Source organism: Flavonifractor hominis, from assembly GCF_040095835.1.
GTDB lineage: Bacteria > Bacillota > Clostridia > Oscillospirales > Oscillospiraceae > Flavonifractor > Flavonifractor hominis.
In genome coordinates this window covers 1-19,089 of record NZ_JBBMFT010000014.1, presented here as the reverse complement: position 1 = coordinate 19,089, position 19,089 = coordinate 1, and the positions used below count along the sequence as shown (strand labels likewise).

General features: G+C 61.0%; 12 protein-coding genes. 4 read left to right on the top strand and 8 right to left on the bottom strand.

Annotation, left to right across the window (positions count from 1 at the left end):
- Positions 1–26 precede the first annotated feature (26 nt).
- From uxuA to WMO45_RS13075, 3 genes are all read left to right on the top strand, one after another.
- Positions 27–1,103 carry a mannonate dehydratase gene (uxuA, locus tag WMO45_RS13085; RefSeq protein ID WP_349141316.1) on the top strand — a complete coding sequence of 359 codons (1,077 nt, stop codon included), beginning with the start codon at positions 27–29 and terminating at the stop codon, positions 1,101–1,103.
- Between the two features lie 16 nt (positions 1,104–1,119).
- Positions 1,120–2,736 (top strand): mannitol dehydrogenase family protein, encoded by a 1,617-nt coding sequence (locus tag WMO45_RS13080; RefSeq protein ID WP_349141315.1) that lies wholly within the window; start codon positions 1,120–1,122, stop codon positions 2,734–2,736.
- A gap of 62 nt (positions 2,737–2,798) precedes the next feature.
- Positions 2,799–3,488: a GntR family transcriptional regulator gene (locus tag WMO45_RS13075; protein WP_349141314.1), complete on the top strand. Its 690-nt coding sequence runs from the start codon at positions 2,799–2,801 to the stop codon at positions 3,486–3,488.
- A 72-nt stretch (positions 3,489–3,560) separates the two neighbouring features.
- Here WMO45_RS13075 and WMO45_RS13070 read toward each other — a convergent pair whose 3' ends face one another.
- The 8 genes from WMO45_RS13070 to WMO45_RS13035 form a co-directional block, all read right to left on the bottom strand.
- Positions 3,561–4,928 carry an amidohydrolase family protein gene (locus tag WMO45_RS13070; protein WP_349141313.1) on the bottom strand — a complete coding sequence of 456 codons (1,368 nt, stop codon included), beginning with the start codon at positions 4,926–4,928 and terminating at the stop codon, positions 3,561–3,563.
- A 66-nt stretch (positions 4,929–4,994) separates the two neighbouring features.
- The gene (locus WMO45_RS13065; RefSeq protein ID WP_349141311.1) at positions 4,995–5,972 is read right to left on the bottom strand and encodes an ABC transporter ATP-binding protein; all 978 of its coding nucleotides are present in this window, start codon (positions 5,970–5,972) and stop codon (positions 4,995–4,997) included.
- Positions 5,969–6,967 carry an ABC transporter ATP-binding protein gene (locus WMO45_RS13060; protein WP_349141310.1) on the bottom strand — a complete coding sequence of 333 codons (999 nt, stop codon included), beginning with the start codon at positions 6,965–6,967 and terminating at the stop codon, positions 5,969–5,971. Before WMO45_RS13060 ends, WMO45_RS13065 begins: the two co-directional genes overlap by 4 nt.
- Before the next feature lie 4 nt (positions 6,968–6,971).
- Positions 6,972–7,811: an ABC transporter permease gene (locus tag WMO45_RS13055; protein ID WP_349141309.1), complete on the bottom strand. Its 840-nt coding sequence runs from the start codon at positions 7,809–7,811 to the stop codon at positions 6,972–6,974.
- A 16-nt stretch (positions 7,812–7,827) separates the two neighbouring features.
- Positions 7,828–8,757, bottom strand: coding sequence for an ABC transporter permease (locus tag WMO45_RS13050; protein ID WP_349141308.1), 930 nt, complete (start codon positions 8,755–8,757; stop codon positions 7,828–7,830).
- A 48-nt stretch (positions 8,758–8,805) separates the two neighbouring features.
- The gene (locus tag WMO45_RS13045; RefSeq protein WP_349141307.1) at positions 8,806–9,873 is read right to left on the bottom strand and encodes a serine hydrolase domain-containing protein; all 1,068 of its coding nucleotides are present in this window, start codon (positions 9,871–9,873) and stop codon (positions 8,806–8,808) included.
- A 3-nt stretch (positions 9,874–9,876) separates the two neighbouring features.
- Entirely contained in the window at positions 9,877–11,463 is a 1,587-nt protein-coding gene (locus WMO45_RS13040; RefSeq protein WP_349141306.1) for an ABC transporter substrate-binding protein, read from the bottom strand.
- Between the two features lie 174 nt (positions 11,464–11,637).
- A complete protein-coding gene (locus WMO45_RS13035) occupies positions 11,638–12,753 on the bottom strand; it encodes an alanine racemase (protein ID WP_349141305.1) in 1,116 nt (371 codons plus the stop codon).
- A gap of 343 nt (positions 12,754–13,096) precedes the next feature.
- On the opposite strand from WMO45_RS13035, the gene WMO45_RS13030 reads away from it, so the two are divergent.
- Positions 13,097–19,089, top strand: a 5,993-nt coding sequence (locus tag WMO45_RS13030; protein WP_349141304.1) for a glycosyl hydrolase 115 family protein, incomplete at its 3' end; no start/stop codon positions are given.

Genomic DNA, 19,089 nt, shown 5'->3' with positions numbered 1-19,089 from the left:
TCTTTACGACTGGAGAGTAATTCATTATGAAAATGACATTCCGCTGGTATGGCTCTGACAGTGACAACATCACTCTGAGCCAGATCAAGCAGATCCCCGGCATGACCGGTCTGATGGGCGTGCTGGACTACAAGGCCGCCGGTGAAGTCTGGACCGAGGAAGAGATCAAGGCCTATATGGACGAGGTCCACGCCGCCGGTCTGGAGTGCGAGGTTATTGAGTCCGTCAATGTCCACGAGGACATCAAGATGGGCCTGCCCACCCGCGACCAGTACATCGCCAACTACTGCACCACCATCCGCAACCTGGCCAAGTACGGCGTGAAGGTCATCGTGTACAACTTCATGCCCGTGTTTGACTGGCTGCGCACCGACCTGGCCCGCGTCATCCCCGAGGACGGCTCCAACAGCCTGTATTTCGACGAGAAGGAACTCGGCGAGATGACCCCCGTGGACCTGGTCCGCAACACCATTGACAACTGCAATGGTTTCACCCTCCCCGGCTGGGAGCCCGAGCGTCTGGCCGAACTGGAGACCACTCTGGAGCGCTACAAGACCATCACTCCCGATGATCTGCGCGCCAACTACAAGTACTTCCTGGACGGCATCATCCCCACCTGCGAGGAGTGCGGTGTGGTGATGGCCTGCCATCCCGACGATCCGGCCTGGCCCATCTTCGGTCTGCCCCGTATCGCCCACAGCCAGGAGGACTACGACAAGATCATCGCCCTGCGGGATTCCCCCTGCAACACGGTGTGCCTGTGCACCGGCTCTCTGGGCTCCAACCCGGACAACGACATTCCCGCCATCATCCGCCACTTCGGCGAGATGAACCGGATCGGTGCCATGCACGTGCGCAACGTGAAGTATCTGGGCTACCACAAGTTCCGCGAGGCCGCCCACCTGTCCTCCACCGGTGATTTGGACATGTACGCCATCATGAAGGCTATCCACGATACTTGCCCGAACACCTACATCCGTCCCGACCACGGCCGCATGATCTGGAACGAGAGCGGCCGCCCCGGCTACGGTCTCTATGACCGCGCCCTGGGCGCCACCTACCTCAACGGTCTGTGGGAAGCCATCTGCAAGTCCTCGGACTAAGGAGGAACCAAATAATATGAAGCTCTGCTATGAAGGGCTGAAGGACCACGCCGCCTGGGAACAGGCGGCGGTCCGTCTCCCCGCCTTTGATTGGAAAGCCATGGTGGCCGAGACCGAGGCCAATCCCACTTGGGTGCACTTCGGTGCAGGCAACATCTTCCGCGGCTTCATCGCCCGGCTGCAGCAGTCTCTGCTGGAGCAGGGTCTGGTGAAGGGCGGTATCGTGGCTGCCGACACGTTTGATTACGATATCATTGACAAGATCTACACTCCCTTCGACTCCATGACCCTGATGGTCAGCCTGAAGCCCGACGGCTCCATGGAGAAGGAAGTGGTGGCCTCTATCGCTGAGGGCCTGCGGGCCGGTACGGCATATCCGGAGGATCTGGAGCGGCTGCGGACGATTTTCCGTTCCCCCAGCCTGCAGATGGTCAGCTTTACCATTACGGAGAAGGGCTATGCCCTGACCAATATGGAGGGCAAGTTCTTCCCCTTCGTGGAGGCAGACTTCGCCAACGGTCCCGCCAACTGCTCCCACGCCATGAGCCTGGTGACTTCTCTGCTGCTGGAGCGGTATCGCGCCGGCGCTACCCCCATCGCGGTGGTCAGCATGGACAACTGCTCCCACAACGGCGAGAAGCTGCGGAGCAGCGTGGTGACCGTAGCCCATCACTGGCTGGACAACGGCTTTGTGGATGACGGTTTCGTGGCCTGGCTGGAAGATGAGAGCAAGGTCTCCTTCCCCTGGTCCATGATCGACAAGATCACTCCCCGCCCCGCCAAGGTGGTGGAGGAAAGTCTGGAGGCTGCCGGCATTGAGGACATGGCTCCCATTGTCACCAGCAAAAACACCTTTATCGCTCCTTTCGTCAACGCAGAGATTCCCCAGTACCTGGTGGTAGAGGACCGCTTCCCCAACGGACGTCCTCCGCTGGAAAAGGCCGGTGTGTACATGACCGACCGGAACACCGTCAATGACACCGAGCGCATGAAGGTGACCACCTGCCTCAACCCGCTGCACACCGCTCTGGCTGTGTACGGTTGCCTGCTGGGCTACACCAGCATTGCCGCCGAGATGAAGGACCCCGAGCTGAAGGCTCTGGTGGAGCGCATCGGCTACGACGAGGGTATGCCCGTTGTTGTCGATCCCAAGATCCTCAACCCCATGGACTTCATCCGTGAGGTGGTGGAGCAGCGCCTGCCCAACCCCTTCATTCCCGACGCACCCCAGCGCATCGCCACCGATACCAGCCAGAAGGTACCCATCCGGTTTGGCGAGACCATCAAGTCCTACGTGGCCCGGCCGGACCTGGATGTGAAGAGCCTGACCTTCATTCCTCTGGCCATTGCCGGCTGGCTGCGTTATCTGCTGGCGGTGGACGACGCCGGCAAGCCCATGGAGTGTAGCAGCGATCCCATGCTGGCTACTCTGCAGGGACAACTCTCCGGCGTGACTCTGGGCGATCCGGACAGCCTGGACGGCAAGCTTACCCCCATTCTCTCCAATCCCGTTCTCTTCGGCTCCGATCTGGTGGAGCTGGGTCTTGCGGATAAGATCGAGGGCATGGTACGCGAGGAGCTGGCTGGCCCCGGTGCGGTCCGCGCCACGCTGAAGCGGTATCTGAACCATTGAATTCGGGGCGTGGCGCGTCCTCCATGGTGTACCGCTCCGTGAACAACCAGGAGGCGAATATCATGCACCTGCCCAAGCGTCTCCCCCGGGAGACGGGGCGCGATTATGCGCTGCGCACCATTCGGGATAACATCGTGCGTCTGGAGCTCGCGCCCGGCAGCATGGTGAGCGAAAATGAACTTTCCGCTGCGATGGGCCTCTCCCGCACTCCGGTGCGGGAGGCGCTCATCGAGCTTTCTAAGGTCAAGATCGTCCGGATCTACCCTCAGAAAGGCAGTGTGGTCTCCCTCATCGATTATGAGTTGGTGGAGGAATCCCAGTTTATGCGGAAGGTTCTGGAGTGCGCGGTGATCGATTTGGCCTGTAAAATGGTCACTCCAGCAGACCTGCAGCGGCTGGAGGAAAATATCGCGCTTCAGAAGTTTTATTTGCAAAATTATTATCCGGAAACGTTAATGGATTTGGACAACGAGTTTCACCGGATCTTGTTTGAGATCGCTCATAAAAGCCAGGTCTACGCCTTGATGGATACGATCTCCATCCATTTTGACCGGGTACGAAGCGTAGCTCTGAGTTCGGTGAAAAATGATCGGATTGTTCAGGATCATGAGGATCTGATGCAGGCCATTGCCGCTCACGATGCGGCTACGGCGCATGCACTGATGGAAACTCATCTGAACCGGTATCGAATCGATGCCAAAGCCATCCGTGTCCAGCACCCGGAGTATTTTCTGGATGCGGTACCGGGCTGAAGATCAGCTCCTTTCCATAAAGAAAACCCCGCCGCCTGCGTTTGCAGGCGGCGGGGTTTTTGTCTTTCGGTGTTACGCCCGGGTCAGCAGCGCACCGGGCATGGCGCCGGTCCTCCGGCCGTCCTCCAGGGCGGCTACGCCGCCCACCAGCACATGCCGGATCCCCACGTTGGGGACATACAGATCATCAAAGCGGGCGCCGTCCCGGATGGTGTCCGGATCGAAGATAGTCAGGTCGGCCCGGAAGCCGGGACGGATCTCTCCCCGGTCCCGAAGCCCCAGGTAGCGGGCCGGACGGCGGGTCAGCTTGTCCAGGGCCTGCATCAGCGTCAGCACGCCCTGTTCCCGCACATAGCGTCCCAGGATCCGCGGAAAGGTACCAGCTGCCCTCGGGTGGCCGGCACCGCCGCTCAAACCGCCGTCACTGCCGAAAAAGCCGTTGGGATTGGCAATGGCCATGGCTACCTGCTCCTCATCCATGGCAAAGACCACCACATTCTGCTCGGGCTGCTCCCGGCGCAGGCGCTCATAGAGTTCTTCCGTGCAGCGCTGGTTCTGATAGGGCGGATAGAGCAGCTGGATACAGTCATAATCCCGGTTCCACTTGCTGCGCCAGTCCATGTCGAACACCGCCGAGCCGATGGCGGTGCAGAATGCGGTATAAGGATACACGTCATAGCCCAGCTTGGGGTTCTCCGCCATCTCACGGTTGATGATCTCCAGAGACGGAGCCATGTTGCCCGCCGTGGCCGCCAGGCTGCCCAGGTGGGAGATCTCTACCTTCCGTCCGGTGTCCCGGGAGAGCTGGGCCATCTCCCGCACCGAGTCCAGGCAGCCGTCGCAGTCGGCACGGAAGTGGATGGATACCATCAGGTCCTCTCCTTCCAGCGCCCGGACGGCCTGTGTCATCTCCTCCGTGGAGATACCGGGATCATATTCCAGTCCAAACGAGATCCCCCAGGCTCCTCCGTCCAGCTCCCGCTGGAGGGCAGCGCGCACCTCCTCCCGCTGGGCGGGGGTGGCCGGGTCATAAAACCCCAGGTGGCACAGGCTGTGGCGGTACTGGTTGTAGCCGGCCAGGGGCACATACTGCATGGGCCAGCCGCCGTTGGCGGCAATGGCCTCCCGCAGCACCCGCACCGGCTGATACTGATCGCCGCAGTTGCCGCACACGCCGGTGGTCACACCCATGCGCACCATCAGCTCGGAGATACCGGGCTTACAGCCATCAGCGGCAAAGTTCTCCTCGTGCATATGCATATCGATCCATCCGGGGGACACCACACAACCAGCAGCGTCCAATTCCCGGGCCGCCTGAGGTGCTCCGCCGGTTGGGTATATGCCGGTGATCACGCCGTCCGACACCGTGAGATCGGCGTGCCGCAGTTCATTGCGCTCAAAATCCGGACAACGGCCGTTGAGGATCCGCAGCTCTTCCATTCCCATTTCACTCCTTTTTTAAAAAGCGCCCCCGCGTCAGCGGGGGCGCTTGTATCGACAGGGGGGTTACTGTCCCTCCAGCTCCAGGGCATAGGGGCACTCCACCAGGTGGCCGCCGCCTACATCGTGCAGCTGAGGCATTTCACCGGCGCACTCCGGCCGGGCAAACCGGCAGCGGGAGCAGAACCGGCAGCCTGCGGGGGCATCGATCAGGCTGGGCATATCCCCGCTGAGCAAATACCGTTTCCGGCTTCTCTGGGCCGGATTCAGCGGCGGTACGCTGGAAAGCAGGCCGGCGGTATAGGGATGCAGATGGCGTTCATACACGTCCTGGGTGCTCCCCATCTCCATCAGTCTTCCTCCGTACATGACGCAGATGCGGTCGCTCATGTAGCGCACCACCGAGAGGTTGTGGGTGATGAACAGATAGGTCAGGCCAAACTCCTGCTGGAGATTGAGCAGCTCGTTGAGGGTTTGAGCCTGGACGGAGACGTCCAGAGCCGAAGTCGGCTCGTCCAGGATCACCAGCTGAGGCTTGAGCATGATAGCCCGGGCGATGGACACCCGCTGCTGCTGGCCGCCGGAGAGCTCGTGGGGAAAGCGGTCCAACAGCTCCCGGCCGATGTTGACCTTCTCCGCCGTCTCCAGGATGAGCTCACGGGCATCCTTGGCATCGTAGCCGTTGATGCGCAGGGGCCGCTCCAGGGAGCGATAGATGGTGGCCCTGGGGTTCAGGGAAGAGGCCGGGTCCTGGAACACCGCGCCCACACTGCGGTGGCGCTCAGCGCGGTTGGCAGGAGCGTAGATGTCCTTGCCGTTGATGAGCACCTTTCCCTGCGTAGGGGGCAGCAGCCCCAGCAGGATGCGGGAAAGGGTGGTCTTGCCGCTGCCCGACTCCCCTACCAGTCCCAGGGTCTCCCCTTTCCGGATGCTGAGGGTGATGTCGTCCACCGCCTTGACGCTGCGGGCTTTTTTCTTGGACAGGCTGCCCTTCAGGGGAAAATATTTCTTTACATGGTCGGTCTGGACCAGGATCTCATTCATGCTCCGCCACCTACTTTCATACAGGCACAGAAATGACCCGGCTCCACTTCCCGCAGAGGCGGGACCTGCCCGCGGCACTCAGCCGTGGCGTTGGGGCAGCGGTCGGCAAAGTGACAGCCCGGCTTCAGCTCGGCCAGGTTGGGCACGCTGCCCGGGATGGTCTCCAGCCGGCCCATGTCCTTGGTGATGGTGGGCAGAGCCTTCATCAGCAGCCGGGTATAGGGATGCATCGGCGCATCAAAGATGTCCTCCACCCGGCCTACCTCTACCAGCTGGCCGGCGTACATGACGCCCACCCGGTCGGCCATATCGGCCACAATGCCGAAGTCGTGGGTGATCATCAGCACAGCGGTGCCATACTGGGCACGCAGCTCATTCATCAGCTCAATGATGCCGGCCTGGATGGTCACGTCCAGAGCGGTGGTGGGCTCGTCTGCGATAAGCAGCTGAGGGTTGCGGCAGAGCATCATGGCGATCATGACCCGCTGGCGCATGCCGCCGCTGATCTCATGGGGATAGCTGTTCAGGCGGCTCTCCGGGTCGGTAATGCGCACCTTGCGGAACATGTCCAGCACCCGCTGACGGGCCTCCTTCTTGGGCACGCCGTCGGCCAGCAGGCCCTCTTCCGCCTGATAACCAATCGTATAAACAGGGTTCAATGAATCCAGAGGGTTTTGAAAAATCATGCCGATCTGCTTGCCGCGGACCTTGGTGATGGCCTTGTCCGAAAGCTTGAGCAGATCCTGGGGCTTGTCCTCCAGCCCCTTGGGACCGCCGTAAAACTGGATGGCGCCCCCGGTAATGCGTCCCGGCTTGCGGATCAGGCGCATGATGCTCATGGCCGTGGTGGACTTGCCGCAGCCCGACTCCCCCACCAGGGCAAAGCACTCCCCGGGGTAGATATCGAAGCTGACGCCGCTGACCGCCTGAACCATACGCTTTCCGCTCTGGAACTCCACCCGGAGGTTCTGGACCGATAAGAGTTTCTTTTCCACGTCGTTACACCTTCAGTCGGGGATCCAGCAGGGACTTGAAGCCCTCGCCGGTCAGGTTGAAGCCCAGCACCGTCCACACGATGGCCACACCGGGATAGATGGAGATCCAGGGGGCACGCTGGATGTACTGGATGCCGTCGGACAGGATCATGCCCCAGTCGGGCTGGGGCTGCTGGGCGCCCAGGCCCAAAAAGCCCATGGAGGTCGTGGACAGGATGGCGGAGGGCAGGGCCAGGGAGGCCAGGATGATGATGGTAGAGAGCAGATTGGGCAGGATGTAGCGCAGAATGATCTGCAGGTCACTCTCACCATAGACCCGGGCCGCGTCGATGTAGGGCAGCTCCCGAATGGACTGGACCTTGGCCCGGACGATCTTGGTAAACTGGGCCCAGGTGACCAGGGCCACAGCGATGGCCACGTTCATGGCGCTGGAGCCCAGCACCAGCACGATGGCCATAGCCAGCACGATGGGCGGGATGGACCAGACCATGTCGGTGACGAACATGATGATCTTGTCCAGCACCTTGCCGAAGTAGCCGGCCAGGATGCCCAGGGCCACGCCGATCACCGTCTCAATGGCCACAGCCACCAGACCCACGCCCAGGCCGATGCGGGAGCCGTAAACAATGCGGCTGAAGATGCACCGGCCGTACTGATCGGTGCCCAGGGGGAACTCCGCGCAGGGGGCCATGAGTTTATCGGCCAGATCGTAGGTCTCATAGCTGTGAGGGGCAATCTGGTCGGCGAAGATAGCCACCAGCACCATGGAGAAAAAGAGGATGAAACCGATCACTACCATGGGGTTGCGCAGGACGGCCCGCAATTTCAGTGTACCTTTGTTCATTTGCTTACGAGCCTCCTTATTCCAGCCGGATCCGAGGATCCAGGATACCGGCGATGAGATCGCCGATCAGGTTGCACACCACCGTCAGGATGGCGATGATGAGCACCACGCCCTGCACGATGGGGAAGTCCTGCTTGGAGATGGCAGTCCACAGCAGCTGTCCCATGCCGGGCCAGGCGAATACCTTCTCCACCACCACGCTGCCGCCGATGAGCCAGGGCAGGGAGAGGAAGAAGGTAATGGTAACGGGGATGAGGGCGTTGCGCAGCACGTGGCGCACCAGGATCTTCCCTTTGGAAATACCCTTGGCGTAGGCGGTGACCACGTATTTCTCATCCAGCACATCCAGCACCTCGCTGCGGGTCAGGCGGAAGATCTGGGCCATGTTGGGCAGGGCCAGGGTGATGGCCGGCAGGATGAGGGAGATAAGGCCCTGATAACCCGAGATGGGCAACAGGTTCAGCTGGATGGAGAACACCAGCATGAACAGTACGCCCAGCCAGAAACCGGGCATGGACCACAGCACGATGGTGACCACGGTGAGCAGTTTATCCGCCACACCGTTTTTCCGCACCGCCGCCAGCAGGCCCAGAGGGATAGCCAGCAGATACTCCAGCGCCAGGGCCGCGCCAGTGAGCATCAGGGTATAGGGCAGCCGCTGCTGGATGAGATAGCCCACCGACTGGCTGGTGGAGATAGAGGTACCCAGGTTCCCCTGGAGGATGTTGCCCAGCCAGTAGAAGTACTGGAGCACGGGGGGCTTGTCCAGTCCCCACTGGGCCTTGATCTCGGCCAGCTTCTCCGGGGCGACACGGACATCCGTGACCATCTCCACGGGGTCACCAGGCATAGCCTGCATGATGGCAAAAATGATGACCGTGACGCACAGCACGACCAGCACGCCCGAGAGCAGACGCTTGACGATGTACTTGATGATGTCGTTCAAGGGTAAAGACCCCTTTCGCTGAATGTAGGGGCGGCCAATGCCGCAGGATCAGGGACGGTCCAGTTCCTCAAAGAGCACGTCCAGCATGGGGAAGAACAGCTCGTCCCGCTGAATGCCCTCGTAATTGGTCAACATGGTAACGCTCACGCGCTCATCCACAAAGCGGGAGCAGCGGGAGATAAAGCCCATGGTCCCGCCGGTGTGCCAGATCTCCCGGTGGCCGGGATAGGTCTTGGAGTGGGTGCCGGCACACTCTCCCAAAAAGAAGCCGAAGCCATAGGGAGAGAGGCTGCCGTCCTTGAGCCGGTGGGGCTCAAAGGCGGTGTTCAGCACCGCCCGGGGCAGGAGCAGGTCGGAGTCGGATTCATAGAGATAGTGGTGCCACTTGAGCAGGTCCGCGGTATTGGAGGAGATGTTGCCGTCGGCATAACCCACCATCAGCATGTCGTAGGGCATGCGGCGGAAGGTACCGTCCGCCTGTTTTTCATAGCCCTGGACCTGGTAGGGATCCCGCACATCCATGTAGTCGGGAGCAAAGGTGCGCTCCATGCCAAGCGGCGCAAAGATCTCCTCCTCCAGGAAGCGGCCGAAGGGCTTGCCGGTGAGCTGGCGCACAATGTCGCCCAGCATGACATAGGCGGAGTTGCAGTAGCTGAACTTGGTGTCCGGCTCAAACTCCAGGGGGCCAAAGCCCCGCACGATGTCCAGCAGCGCGGCGGTATCGGCGGTACGCAGGGCCTCCTCGTTCTCCCGGAAACCCTCCTCAAAGTACTCCCGGATGCCGGTGGTGTGACACATCATCTGACGGATGGTCACATACTTGCGGTAGTCGGGAAAATCGGGGAAAAAGCGCTCAATGGGCTCGTCCAGCTCCAGCAGGCCCCGGCTCATCAGCATCAGGATGGCCACACAGGTAAACTGCTTGGTGTTGGAGGCAATGATGAAATTGTCGTCGGGCCGGATGGGAATTCCATGCTCCAGGTCGGCCATGCCATACCCCTCGCTGAGCAGGACCTCCCCGTCCTTGGCCATCATCAGCGCAAAGCCGGGCGTTTGCCCGGAAACAGCGCCGGCCGCAATGCGGCCGACGCTTTCTTTCAGACGTTTCCGGTCCATATGTTACTGAGCCCTCGTCACATCGTGATACCAGCTGCGCCCGTCGTTGGTCACCACCAGGCCCTGGATGCTGCTCTTGGCGGCGATGCAGTAGTTGTCGCTGAACAGGGGGATACCCTTGTACAGCTGGGCCATATCATCGGAGAACTTCTCATAGGCCTCCACGCGGGCCTCAGGATCGTTCACCGTGCGGGCATACTCCAGATCGGCCGTGACGGTGTCATCATTCCAGGGGTAGCCGCTGGCGCTGGTAAAGACAGAGTAGAGAATGTCGGCGTCGCTCCACTCGTAGTTGCGGGTGGAGATCTCATAGTCGTCGTCCTTGGTGGCCTGCTTGACGTAGGCGGCCTCGTACTCACTGATCTGCAGGTCGATGCCCACAGCCTTCATCTGCTGCTGGATGACAGGGGCCGCGGCGCTCATGGAGGGCCGGTCGGAGGCCACCATCATGGTCACGGTCAGAGGCTGGCCATCCTTCTCCACGATGCCGTCCCCGTCGGTGTCCACATAGCCGGCGTCAGCCAGGATCTGGGCGGCCTTCTCCGGGTTGTAGGCGTAGGTCTGGGCGAACTCGTCCTCCTTGGCCTTGCTGTAGCCGGTCTGGGCAGGAGACAGGAAGGTGTAGGCCGGAGTCACCACGTTCTCCAGAGCCAGGTTGATCTCATCCCGGTCAATGGCGTAGGTCATGGCCTGGCGCACAGCGGGGTCGGCGGTGGGGCCCTTCTCGGTCTGCAGGTTCATGTAGTTGACACCGGTCTGCAGATAGCGGTAGGTGGTGACGTTCTCATCCGCCTCCAGCTCGCCGATGCTGGCGGAGGGCACGTTGTAAATGATGTCCACATTGCCGTGCTGCAGCTCGCTGACACGGGTGAACTCATCGGGAATGAAGCGGACGATCACGGTCTCAAAGGCGGTGGTGTTGGAGACCTCGGGGTTGTTGGAGACATAGTTCTCGTTGCGCTTGAGAGTGATCTGAGAGCCCTGCTCCCAGTTCTCCACATAGTAACGGCCGTTGCCCACAGGGGTACGGTTAAAGGCCTCGTCGCCCATCTCCTCAGCGGCGGCCACATCCACGATGCCGCCGTAGGTGGAGGCCAGACTGGCCCACATATAGGGGGCGGGGGCGCTCAGGTGGTAGACCAGGGTGGTCTCGTCCACGGCCTCTACGCTCTCAACCGCCTCCAGGTCGGTGGAGTACTCGCTCACTTCCATGAAGCGCTCCACGGAGGCCTTCACAGCCGCGGCGTCCAGCGTGTCGCCGTTGCTGAACTTGGCGTCGGCGGGCAGGGTAAAGGTAATGGTAAGGCCATCCTCAGACACCTCATAGTCCTCCGCAAAAGCGGGCAGCAGCTCGGTCATGTCCTCGTTGTACTCCACCAGAGGCTCGTAGATCAAAGACTGAACCACGTTCTCCCAGCCGATCTGCTGGATGTCGCAGCCTTCCACCTCATCGGGAATGGCGATGATAAGGGTGCTGTCGTCCACCGCCGCACCGCTGGTATCGCCAGTGGAAGCAGGAGCGCCGCAGCCAGCCAGGCAGGTGGCCAAAGTGGCCGAGGCCAGGCAAAGGGCAATTAGTTTCTTTTTCATTGCAGTTCCTCTCTCCTTATATTTATTTCTTTGGGCAAACGTTATCTTATCTTATTTTGTCTATTCACAGATTATACGGTGTTCATGCATACGATGTCAACGAAAAATACAGCTTGCTGCACATTTCTGTTGGATTGGACAAAGTGTGCCTCAATTTTATGTGACTTTTTTCCGTTAAATCGAAAAAGAATCTGCATGATAATCGATGCTGACATCCCGGGCCGCCGTCAGATAGAGCAGCGCGGAATAGGACAGGTCAAATTCCAGTACATCTCCTACCTGGATGGGCCGGGGGCAGTCCTCCACATCCAGAATGGTATGATCGCTGGATCCGCCCAGGACCGTTACGCCCGGCAGCCGCGGATGGAGGTGGGACAACTCCCCCACATCCAGCTTGCCCAATGCCAGCAGCGCCCGGCGCCGGATGCCCCGGTCCTCATACTCCGGACGGTTGCCGAAAGCGTCTATAAAAATCTCCCCCTGAGGATAGGAGGGTTTGCTGCGCACCTCCACCACCTGGGCCTGCAGGGTAAAGACCTGCCCGTTCAGGTAGTCCAGATCGGTACGTCCCCACTCATGGCGCAGATCGTACCCCAGCAGGATGTTTTCCCCAATGCGCAGATGATTGATTCGCTCCGGCATCTGACCATCCACCACAAGAGGATAGGAGGTGGTGGCTCCGCCGGAGACCAGCTCCAGCCGGCGGCCGATGGCCCGCTCCACCTGTTCGGCCAGCTCCGCAAGCTCCTCCAATTTGGCCCGGGTGGGACGAATGGAGCCATAGCAGCCCAGATTGGTCCCCACACCGGCCAGATGCAGGTGAGGCAGCGCTTTCTCCACATGCACCGCCGCCTGTACCAGCTCCTCCGCACCCCAGAAGCCTTCCCGCAGGTCTCCCAGGTCAGCCATGAGCAGCACACTGTGCTCCCGTCCCTGACGGGCACACTCCGCTTCCAGGGCATCCAGAGTCGTCACATCACTCTCCAGGCTCATCTGGCACAACCGCACTACATCGGCCAGTTCACACAGCTGCGGAACACGCAGCAGCAGGAAGGGCGCATCCACTCCCGCCGAACGGCAGTCCTCCACCTGGCTCAGCCGGCTGGTGGCCAGCTGAGAACAGCCTCCTTCCAGAAAAGCCGTGACCAGCGGCAAAAGGGCGTTGATGCCTTTTATAACTCCTGTCACCTGGATCCCCGCCGCCCGGCAGCGCTCAGTCACCTGAGCCACATTGGCCCGCAGCCCGGCCAGATCGCATACCAGTCTGGGATAGTTCCGTTGCCTTTGCATGCATTCTCCCTCCCCGTTTCGATTGGGGCTAAGTGTATGCTTTTTTACGAAAAATGTCAAGCTGTGTCCTCCAGGGCCGCTTCTCCCCTTCTTTCGGCAATTCTAACAATCTTTTGTATTCCATTAGAAGTTACCAATTTTCTTTTTCTTAACCATTCATGAGCATTTTCTGCTTGTATATCAGTATACAAGAACTCCTGCTACGAAGTTAGCATTGTCTATTATTATAAATTTTTAAGTCAAATTGAGCAATCTATTGACTGTTTTTACTTTATATATTAGTATGCTACTGTCACATTAAACGTTTTCCCCCGGCACAATTGATTGGAAAGGAGCAAACGCGATGTCAACTCACCTAAGGCGCATCCTGGCCCTGGTCCTGACACTGACCCTGCTTTTGGGCATGGTCCCGGCCATGGCTGCGCAACCCACCGCCCCCGCCACCGGCACGCTGGTATCTACCACCGGTTCGTCGGAGGACTTCCCCCTGTACGCCAGCGGCAAGACCGCCACGCTATGGGTGGATGAAACAGAGGAAACCCCCGTCAAGCGGGTGGTGAACGACCTGCAGGACGACGTCCAGCGGGTCACCGGCGCCACCCCCTCCATCTCCCATGAAGCCGAGGTACAGGGTCCCGTTGTGATCGTGGGCACCCTGGACAACAGCGCCAAGATCCAGGAGCTGGTGCAAAGCGGCGTCATCACGGAAGATGAGCTCGCCGCCATCCAGGACCAGTGGGAGGCCTATCTCATCAAGGTTGTGGATGCCGACACGCTGGTCATCGCCGGTTCGGACAACCGGGGCGCGATCTACGGCGTATACGAGCTGTCCGAGCAGATGGGCGTGTCCCCCTGGTACTTCTTTGCCGACGTACCCACCCAGGCCAAGAACGCCGTGTATATCCCCGCCGGCACCAATGTGACCGACAAGCCGGACGTGCGCTACCGCGGCATCTTCATCAACGATGAGGAAAAGCTCAGCCGCTGGGTCTCCAACGTGTTCAATCCGGAATACGGCGGCAGCGGCGTCATGGGCGCTGAGATCTATGCCAAGATCTTTGAGCTCATCCTCCGCCTGAAGGGCAACTACATCTGGGCTGCCATGCATGTCAACTCCTTTAATAACATTCAGGAGAACATCGACACCCTGCATGAGTACGGCATCGTCCTGGGCTCCAGCCACTGCGACATGCTTCTGCGCACCAACACCCATGAGTGGAGCAGCTGGAAGAGCGCCTATGACAAAGAACACGGCACCAACATCCAGTATGACTATACCGTCAATCCCGAAGCCGTACTCCAGTACTGGCGGGAGAATGTGGAGCGCCACAAGGACACCGAGGCTCAGTGGACCCTTGGTATGCGCGGCGCCCACGACGAGCCCTTCAACACCGCCAACATCGACGACCCCAAGTGGGACAAGTACGGCGAGGACGAGGAGGACCGGAAGGCCGGCGTACTCTCCGAGATCATCGCCGCCCAGCAGGAGATCCTGAAGGAGGTCCTGGGGGAGGAGAAGTACAACGAGGCCTTTATGGCTTTCATTCCCTATAAGGAAGTGCTCCCCCTCTACAACAACGAGAACTTCACCATGAGCGACGACGTGACGGTCATCTGGTGCGACGACAACCACGGCATGGTCCGCCGCACTCCCGATGCTGAGGAGCGCCAGCGCTCCGGCGGAAGCGGCCTGTATTACCACGTGTCCTACTGGGCGCCCGCCGACCAGAGCTATCTGTGGATGAGCTCCCTCCCGCTGAGCGTGATGGGCGAGGAGCTGAGCAAGTGCTGGGAGAGCGGCATTCAGCGCTCCTGGGTGCTCAACGTGGGCGACATCAAGCCCAACGAAGGCGAGATGGAGTATTTCATCCGCTGCGGTTGGGATGTGGATCAGTACACCGGTCACGCCGAGGAATTTGAGGCCGACTGGATGGCCCGCAACTTTGGTTCCGCCGTGGACGCGGAAGAAGTGGCCGATATCCTCACCACCTTCTACGCCCACACCAACGTGCGCAAGGTGGACCACATGCGCCTGGATATCTTCGAGCAGGTCAACTACAACGAGTGGGACAAGCGCATGCAGGTCTATCAGGACCTGTTTGACCGCACCAACGCCGTGGCCGCCGGTCTGAACGAGGAACAGGCCACCGCCTTCTATGAGCTGGTCCAGTGCAAGATCAACTGGGCCTACTACACCAACAAGGCCTTCTATTATGCCGATAAGAGCAATCTGGCTTATGACCAGGGCCGCATGGCCTCGGCCGATACCTTCTCCCAGCTGTCCATCCAGGCCGACAACGACCGCCGGGCGGAGATCCAGAAATACAGCGAGATCGCCGACGGCAAGTGGTACATGTTTATCGATCCGGAGAACCACGCGCCCCCGGTGACCACCCAGCTGCCCGGCACCAGCCCGGCTCTGGTTCTGGGTGAGACCGCTATGGGCGTAGCCGTCCAGGGCGAGGAGATGCCCACCACGGAGGCCTCCCAACTGAGCTTCTCCCACTACAATCTGGACGGCAAGTACATCGACATCTTCAATCAGGGCGCGGGCAGCTTTGACTGGACGGCCAGCGCCGATGCCGACTGGGTCAAGCTCAGCGCCGTTTCCGGTACGGTCTGCGATGAGCAGCGCATCTGGGTCACCGTGGACAACGCCCCGGTTGAAGGCGGCACCGCCGCCATCACCATCACCAGCGGCGAGACGGTCAAGACGGTCAACGTCACTGTCGCGCCCAAGGCGGAGCTCCCCGAGGACTTTGACGGCTACGTGGAGGCCGACGGCTATGTCTCCATGCAGGCCGAGCACTACAGCACCCTGAATTCTGTAGGCGAGATGACCTGGCAGCTGCGGGAAAACGCGGGCCGCGGCTTTGACGGGGACATGATGCGGGCCATGAATCCCGCCCTGTCCGCCGTGGAAGGGGAGATCAGCTCCGCCACCTCTCCCAGCCTGGAGTATAACTTCTATCTGACCTCCTCCGGCAGCTTCCCGCTGGAAGTCTACCGCCTGCCCACCATGAACGCCTCTCCCGGCGGCCAGGTACGCTTCGCCATCAGCGTAGATGACGGGGAGCCCATCGTGGTCTCCTCCACCGCTGTGGACGAGGGCACCACCAGCAGCCAGAATCCCCAGTGGGTGCAAAACCTCTTCCGGCAGATCGAAAAGCATGTGATCACCCTGCCCGAGCTGTCGGCCGGCGCCCACACCCTGAAGCTCTGGATGGTGGACGACTTCATCACCATTGACAAGATGGTGCTCTACACCGGCGGCGACGGCATCCCCGCCAGCGCCCTGGGCCCCGATGAGAGCTACCACACCACTTACAACACCACCTTTACTGCCAGCGTGCCCACGCTGGAGCGTGAGTCGGTCCCCGCCGAGTCCAAGGACATCCCCAGCACCTGGGGCAGCGGCTACTTCCTGGAGCAGGGCGGCCAGGTGGGTCTGGAAGCCGAGTACGCCATGGAGAACGTACTGGAGTCTCTGGATGAGGTCACCGAGGACATGAACGCCTACACCGTCTCCAAGCGGGAGGCGGCCGCCGCCGCCGGCAAGACCCCCAACGCCTGGCGTATCACCCAGTCGGATACGGGCCTGGCCGTGCGCCTGCCCGATATCGGCGCCGCGCTGACCGAGAACGGCGAGTTCCAGCAGTACGGCCCCGAGCTGAGCTACAAGATCGACTTCTCCAACACCGGCACTTACCACGTCTGGGTACGCTGGCGGCTGGTGGACAACGCCGGCGACTCCATCCGCGGCGGCATCGACCACCGGTATGACGGCAGCTTCAACACCGCCCAGCTGTGGTCCTATGAAAACGACGAGCACTGGCACTGGCAGGATCTGGGCACCATGAAGGTCACCCAGACCGGTGTGCAGACCTTCGGCCTGTGGATGCGTGAGGACGGACTGTACATCGACCGCATCTACCTCACCACCGGCAGCGAGACCCCCTCGGACGACGGTTGGTGGACCTCCCTGCGCTCGGAGAGCAACGACCCCGCCGCCATCAGTCAGAGCCTGCTGCGCAGCGTCAACGCCGAACGCGCCGAGCTGGAGCAGACCTCCTATCCTCTGGGTGAGGGCGCGGGCTGCTACGGCCAGGCGGAATATGACGCGCTGCTGTCCGCGTTGGACGCGGCCCAGCAGCTGGCCCAGACCGGCTCCACCACCGCCGAGCAGGCCACTGCGGCCCTCAACTCCATCGCCGACGCCAAGCAGGCGCTGGCCGACTCCCTCAATCTGACGGAGAACGGCGTGAGCTACCACGCCTACCGGGACTTCTCCGAGGACACGGTGGGCAAGCAGCCCTATGGCTTTGACATCGAAGCGCTGACCAACGGCGCCACCGCCACCGTTCAGGAGGAGAACGGCAACCGTTTCCTCCGTCTCACCACCGGTTCCACCTCCGGCAAGGCCAATCTCTTCCTCCCCTATGCCGGTGAAGTGACCGCTTCCGAAGGCCAGCGCACCGTAGTGGAATTCCGGGCCCGGTTCACCGGCTCCTTCCAGTACGCCAACGGCGCTATGCTCCGCAACGAGAGCTCCGGACCCAAGTACGCCATGGTGGTCGCCTTCGAGAACGCCAACCAGGTCCACGAGATCCGGGTTCAGTCCGGCGGCAGCAAGAAAAAGGTCTGTAACTTTGAATCGGGCCAGTGGTACACCTTCAAGATGGTGGGCGACTGGACCAACAACACCTACGATGTCTATGTCAACGATGAACTGCTGGCTGACGACTACACCTTCCGTGATACCTCCGGCACCAAGCTGCTGGGTCAGTTCTTCGGCATCGACGGCTATGCCAACGGCACCATGGACTATGACGACTTCCGGGTCACCGTGGTGGACGCAGAGACCATCACCGCCATCGGCGGAACCGTGGCCGTCACCGGCACGCCGCAGCACGGCGCTGTTCTGACGGCCGACGTCAGTGCCATCACTCCGGCGGAAGCCCAGGCCGGACTCCAGTATGCCTGGACCCGGGACGACGGCGTACTGGTTGGTACCGGCAGCACCTATGTCCCCACCGAGGCCGACGTGGGCCACACCCTGACCCTCACCGTCACTGGTGCGGGCGCCTATCTGGGCAGCGTGACCAGTGATCCCACCCAGGCCGTGGCGGCGGCAGACGACGCTGTGGCCAAGGCTCTGAAGGAGAAAGTGGACGCCAAGCGCGCCGAGATGGACAAGAACTCCTACCCCCTGGGTGATGGCGTCGGCTGCTACAGCCAGAGCGCCTATGACACCCTGACCGGCGCGCTGGACGCGGCCGGAACCGCTGCGGAAAATCCCTCTCTGACACAGGATGAGGCCGACCGGCTCTGGAGCGCCGTTACCGACGCCCAGGCGGCGCTGGACGCCTCCCTCAATCTGAGCGACGGCAGCACCGACTATTACGCCTATCGCGACTTCTCCGCCGACGAAATCGGCAAGCTGCCCTATGGTATCGATGTCACCAGTCTTGACGATGGCTGTACTGCCACTGTGATGGAGGAGGACGGCAACCAGTTCCTGCGCCTCACTACCAACACCGGAAGCCGCCCCCACGCCAACTTCTTCCTGCCCTATGCGGAGGAAATTACCACTGGTGCAGATGAGCAGGTCGTCATCGAACTGCGGGCCCGGTTCCGGAACGGCTGCCAGTATGCCAATGTCTGCCTGCCTCAGACTCAGGACGGCAAGCACTCCATGACCGTGGCCTTTGAGAACGCCGACGGCGTCCATCAGGTCAAGGTAGTAGACGGCTCCAGCAAAAACAACGTCAAGAGCTTCGACTACGACACCTGGTATTCCTTTAAGCTGGTCGGCAGTCTGGCCACCCAGACCTACACGGTCTATATGAACGATGAGATCATTGCAGAAAACTATGCCTTCCGCAACCCCACCACATCCCTGACCGGCCAGATCTTCGGTATCGATGGTCTTTCCAACGGCCAAGTGGATTATGACGACTTTAAGGTCTATGTCACCAGCACCCAGCCCGAGCCTGAGACCTACGCCGTCACCTACACCCTGACCAACCTGACCGCCGAGGGCGCTCCCGCCCAGGTGGAGGAGGGCCAGCCCCTGAATGTGACCCTGACCGCCGAGGAGGGCTACACCCTGCCTGAGACCGTCACTGTCACCATGGCCGGCGAGGCCCTGACCGCCGGCGAGGGCTACACCTATGATTCCGAGACCGGCAGCCTGTCCATCGCCGCCGTCACCGGCGACGTGGTCATCACCGCCGCCGGCGAGGCCGAGGTCCTGCCCCCCGTGGTCACCGGCGTGACCGTCTCCCCCGCCACCGCCAGCGTGCAGGTGGGCACCACCCAGCAGTTCACCGCCGT